The 5,347-nt window shown below is 66.9% G+C and carries 3 protein-coding genes and 1 pseudogene; 3 read left to right on the top strand and 1 reads right to left on the bottom strand.

The window, feature by feature from the left end; genetic code table 11:
- The 3 genes and pseudogenes from ACWCQ6_RS35565 to ACWCQ6_RS35555 all read left to right on the top strand — a co-directional run.
- Positions 1-2,502, top strand: a pseudogene (locus tag ACWCQ6_RS35565) (hypothetical protein); the annotation flags it as partial.
- A complete protein-coding gene (locus tag ACWCQ6_RS35560) occupies positions 2,499-3,260 on the top strand; it encodes a hypothetical protein (protein ID WP_451096417.1) in 762 nt (253 codons plus the stop codon). The pseudogene ACWCQ6_RS35565 and the gene ACWCQ6_RS35560, both read left to right, overlap by 4 nt.
- A gap of 836 nt (positions 3,261-4,096) precedes the next feature.
- A complete protein-coding gene (locus ACWCQ6_RS35555) occupies positions 4,097-4,480 on the top strand; it encodes a hypothetical protein (RefSeq protein ID WP_451096415.1) in 384 nt (127 codons plus the stop codon).
- Positions 4,481-4,636: 156 nt separating this feature from the next.
- Here ACWCQ6_RS35555 and ACWCQ6_RS35550 read toward each other — a convergent pair whose 3' ends face one another.
- On the bottom strand, positions 4,637-4,930 hold the full coding sequence (locus ACWCQ6_RS35550; RefSeq protein WP_451096413.1) for a hypothetical protein: 294 nt from the start codon (positions 4,928-4,930) through the stop codon (positions 4,637-4,639).
- Positions 4,931-5,347 lie beyond the last annotated feature (417 nt).

Raw genomic sequence — 5,347 nt, 5'->3', positions numbered from 1 at the left:
GGCGCGGTCACGTTCAACGTCCTGACGACCGTGTTCACCGGAGGCGCCGGCGGAGCCGTCGCAGGCGCCGGGAAGGCCGGAGCCGTCGCGAAGGTGCTGTCCGTCGCGGGCAAGACCGGCAAGTTCATCGACCCGATGACCTACATCGCCAAGGGCGCCGGCGCCGGCCTGTCGAAGATCGGCGACATCACCGCGGGCCTCAAGGGCATCAGCAACATCGAGATCCCCAAACTCCCCGACGACGCGATCACCCTTCCCGAGGGCTCCCTCAAGCTGCCCGACGGCACTTTCCACCTCCCCGAGGGCGCGGCAATTCCCGAGGGCGGCGTCAAACTCCCCGACGGGAACGTCAAGTTCCCCGACGACGTCCCCGTCCTGCCCGAGAACGCCACCAAGCTCCCCACCCGCACCGACGTACCCGTCCAGTACTTCGACCACGACGGCAACCTCCTCGACGAACACGGCGACGTCGTCCAGAAGGCCGACGACGCCCCCGTCGAGCGCTCCCCCGGCACCACGCACACGGACACCCCGCACCCCACCACGCCGGTCAAGGAACCGGCCCTGGTCGGCGTGGGCGCGCACACCGCCGACGTATCGGCCCACGTCGGCGACAACGCCGTCCGCCTCGGCAGCGACCTCGGCGACACCGGCCGCCTCGGTGACGACTTGCCGGGCAACCACACCGGCGACAACCTCCCCGGCGGTCATGCGGGTGACCGTGTACCGGGCGGCAACGCGGGCGACCACCTGCCCGGCGGCCACGCGGACGACCTCGGACACGGCCCCTCCGCCGGCCATGAACCGCCCACCGGCGGACATCACAGCGACGGCAACGACGGTCACGGCGGCGGCCACGAAGACCCGGTCGGCGGCGGGCACGACGGTCCCGGAAGCGACCACGACGGGCCGTCCACGGGCGGCGACCACGTTCCGGACGGTTCCGGATCCGACGTTCCCGGTCCCCCTCATGGCGGCGACGGCGGCGTCCCCGGCGGGGCCGTCCCCGACGGTCCCCGGGGCAACCTGCCCGACGGTTCCTGGGCGGGCGAGAACGGCTTGCGCCTGGACCGTGAGGCGAACGCGGCGGCCGACGACTTCATGCGCCGGTCCACCGAGGCGGAACCGCGTATCACCGAGTCGATGCAGGGCATCGCGGGCAAGGTCGACAACGGCAAGCTGATCGGCCTGGAGTACCGCCTCAAGGGCGAGGACTCGCTCAAGCGCAAGCTCGCCACGGACATGCTCGAAGACGTCGGCATGGACCCCGCCCGGGCCCTCGGCGACATCAAGGACTCCATCCGCTACACGATGGAGGTACCGAGCAACAGCTACACCCACGGTGTGCAGCAGGCGATCGACGACCTGCAGGCCAAGGGCTTCGAGAACGTCACGTTCAAGAACACCTGGGACTCCACCGGCTACAAGGGCATCAACTCGACCTGGCGCGACCCGATCAGCGGCCAGACCTTCGAGCTGCAGTTCCACACCGCGGACAGCTTCGCGGCCAAGATGGACGGCCACGTCCTGTACGAGAAGGAGCGCCTGCCCGGCGTCTCCCCTGACGAACTGGTCGCGATCAAGGCCGAGCAGGCGGAGCTCTTCGGCAAGGTGCCGGTACCGCACAACGCGGGCGCCATCACCATCGGCGGGCGCAGCGTCGACGACATCGCGTCCGCACTCGGCAAGGACGTGGACTCGACGGTCCACGGTGTCGGGTCGGTGGGAGACGATGTCGGACGCCTGGGCGACGATGCCGTACGCGTCGGAGACGACGCCGCAGATGCCGCGGACGACGCCACGCACGTCGGAGACGACGCCGCAGATGCCGCGGACGACGCGGCGGACGGAGCGCGGGCTGACGACGGCGGCGGTCCGTACACCCATGGCCCCAACGGCGGTTGGAGCGGCGCCGGCTGGGTGCATCAGCCCTCGGACTACGCGGCTGGGATCTACGAACAGCTGCGGGCCACACCGAACCATGTCGACCTGCCGGAAATGGCGCGGAACACCGGTGTCGACGAGTCCGTGCTCCGCGAAGTGAAGAGCCACATGATCCGCTCGCAGCACGATGTTGTCGTGCAGCCCGGCGACGTGAGGCGGGGGCTCTTCACACCGCGGGACGACATCGCGGCGATGTGGGACGGAGCCCGGAAGGGCACCCTCTCCGAGGAGAAGCTCGCCGAGTTCAAGAACCTCATGACGCACGAGTACGTCGAGAGCCGGCTGATGAAGTCCGGCCTGCCGTACCTCCACGACCAGACGGGGCTGTGGCGCCTGGACGAAGACGGGACCTACAGCCGGCGGTCGCCCAAGAGTCTCAGTGCGGCCGGCGCCCATGACTTGTCGCCCAACCCTGTGCGCGGCGGCTTCGGAGGGGCCTGGCAGCGGCTGGGGCTCAAGCATCCCAAGGTGACGCTGGCGGACGATTTGTCGAACATCGACGACCTGGTGAAGGGTATCTTCCAGGAACTTCGAGCAAAGGGGCTGGACCTCAAGTGACTCATCCCGCACCCCTGGTGCTTGAGCGACTGCGTGCCGTCGACTGGTCCGCCGTGGACGAGGCCTACCGCCACGAGAACTCCCGCGCACGCCTGATGCGGGAGTACCTGCGCCGGGCGGCTCTCTGGGCGCACCACTACGGCGCCGAGCAGTCCTGGCCATTCTTCGACCTGGCTGAGCATGTCGACCCCACCGTCCGGATTCCCGACGACCTCGCCGCCGAGCTCGACGAGGTCCTGCGGGGTGTCGGCCCCTTCTCCGTCGAAACGACATGCCGAGGGGCTGTCCGCTGGGCTGTTCTTCTCGCCGAGAGCAAGGTCGATCTACCAGATCTCCCTGATCCCTACGAGCCGCTGCTGGCACTGTATGAACGAGGCGGCGGGTTCTTCGTCGAGGAGTTCATCGACCTCAATGGTGCGATGCTCCAGCTCGCGGAGCTGTCGAGCTACCTCTCCGCACCCCCCTTCCTCACGCTCGCACCGGCCACGCTCGACGCTCTTGATGCCGAGGGCGAGATCACGTACTACGCGAAGATCAGCGAGGGCTACCCACGAAGCAGCCCGCGCGGCATCGTCCGGCGCCGGGTCGACGACGGCCGGACGTACGACGAGGCGTTCACACGCAACCTCCGCTGGGAGCCGACGGAGTACCTCAGGTTGTACGAACTCGGCCACAACGAGATCGACCACGTCCAGATCACCGAGATCGAAGCCGCCGCATTCATCGAATCGACGACGAAGAGACTCGCCGGATCCTGATGCCCCTCCGGGTCCACGGACGTCGGCCGTCACTCACGGTCGTGTGCATGGTGTAAAGATCGATCGGAGATCCTCGGGGGCCCTGTCATGACGGCAGGGCCCCGTTCTCCGCAATCCGGTCAAGACGCTCCGTTTTCGCACGCCATGGCCCGTGCCGGACTTCCGTGACCATGTCACACCCTGTCCACAGCCCTGAGGTCTCCGATTACTTTCGGCCTTGTCGGTCACATGGGTGACGACGCTTTCGGGGAGACCACCCACCCTGCCAACCACCCATCCGGCAGCGGAATGAGACACGGCGGCCCCCCACCCCGGGGAATCGCCGGAATCCAGAATTCCGGCATAGCCCAAGGAACCCGGCGATCTGATTCTGGTCACCGGCGACCCCGTCTACTTCCGAGACGGGCGAACAGCCGTGGGTTACGACAGGAGCACGAGGGTCAACTTCGACCTGGTCGAGCCGCTCCCTGGGTACCACGACGTGGTTGTGCACGGAAACAACCACTTCTTCGAACCCGGGCGAGTGAACGAGGCCGGAGCACCCTTCTCCGCCGGTGACACTCACCCCACACACATCGCGGATGCCATACGGGCCAACCCGAGCTACGACGGAGGCCCGGTGAGGCTTGTGTCGTGACATGCGGGAACGACAGCAGAAGGCGTGTTGGACATCCCCGCCGCGCAGGCCGTCGCCAATGAACTCGGAGTCCCTGTGATGGCCCCGACGAACAAGGCGGGCGTGAACATCAAGCTCGGTCCCAACCAGACCCCGAAGATCTTTGGTGGAGGATACTGGCGAACATTCCTTCCCATGCCCCGCTGGCAGAGGATCACCTATGCAGATCGCCGATTTCTTCCAGGAACTCTGGACACCCTCGTTCGGAACTCCGAGAGGGAATGTGCGGGACTTCCTTGCGCCGAACCCTTACGAAGACGCCAAACAGATCACCGAGTATCTGCTCGGAGGCCATGAGGTCTTCGGCGTCATGGGCTCCTCCGAAGACGTGCTCGGCTCCGGCAAGACCGTACTCGGCGGCGACTCGATCTTCTCCGACGGAGAGTGGCTCTGGAGGGGGGACCTCTGGTTCTACGTATGGACACACCACGTGGAACTCCCGGAGGAATTCCTCGCACGAATCAGAGAACACGACTATCTGGTGCCTGCCGAGAACGAAGCTCAATTGGTGGAGGTCGCCAAGTACGTCGACGCGCGTCTCTGACCGGCCCGACCCGGCGGGGCCGGGTCGATCGGTCTCATCAGCTCGGGGGTGGGTTTTCGAGTGAGCCGCTAACCGTCGCGGGCCGCCCTGGAACGCTCGCAGACCATCACCTGGGACGATCTGGAGCCGACCTTCGCCCACGGGCGCTCGCGCGCCCTACTGATGCGCGAGCACATGCGCCGTGCGGCTCTGTGGGCCCGTGCCTGCGGCGTCGAGGAGGCGCGCCCGACGCTCGACGCCGATCCTGGCGGCCGGGTCACGTACTACGCGTAGATCAGTGAGGGATTTCCCCGGATCAGCCCGCGCGGAATCCTCCGGCGCCGCACTGTCGGCCGGGATGCGGAAACGCGCGACGAGGCGTTCACCCGGAATCTCCGCTGGGAGCCGCCCGAATACCTCAGCCGAGGTCGAGGACGCCACGTCCATCGAATCGACGACGAAGAGACTCACAGGATCCTGATGACCCGCCGGGGCCGCAGGCGGCCGGACGCCCCCACGACCGTGTGCATGGCGTGAGGATCGGCCGGAGATCCTCAGGAGCCCTGCCGCGCCGGGAGGGCTCCCGTACTCCCCGAACCGGTCAAGTACCTTGCTTCTGCAGGTCATTGTCCGTGCGACGCTTCGTTGATCACGTCACAGCCTGTCCACAGCCCTGAGGTCTTCGATTGCTTTCGGCCTCCCGGTGTTGATAGGGATGGTCCGCACATTTGTTTGCTCGGGCTTGACAGGGGGATTGAATGAAGTTCGACATGGGGGCGCAGGTTCTGACGAATCTGTCGTCGAAGTCGCGTGGGTCGAGTGATGATCTGGGTACGTTGATCCGTCAGTTGGTGCAGGCGGCGGCGCCGTTGGAGGGGAAGTTCCACG

Source organism: Streptomyces sp. NPDC001880 (assembly GCF_053594575.1).
Note: the sequence above shows the minus strand (reverse complement) of the source record. Positions and strands in the feature narration are given on the sequence as shown.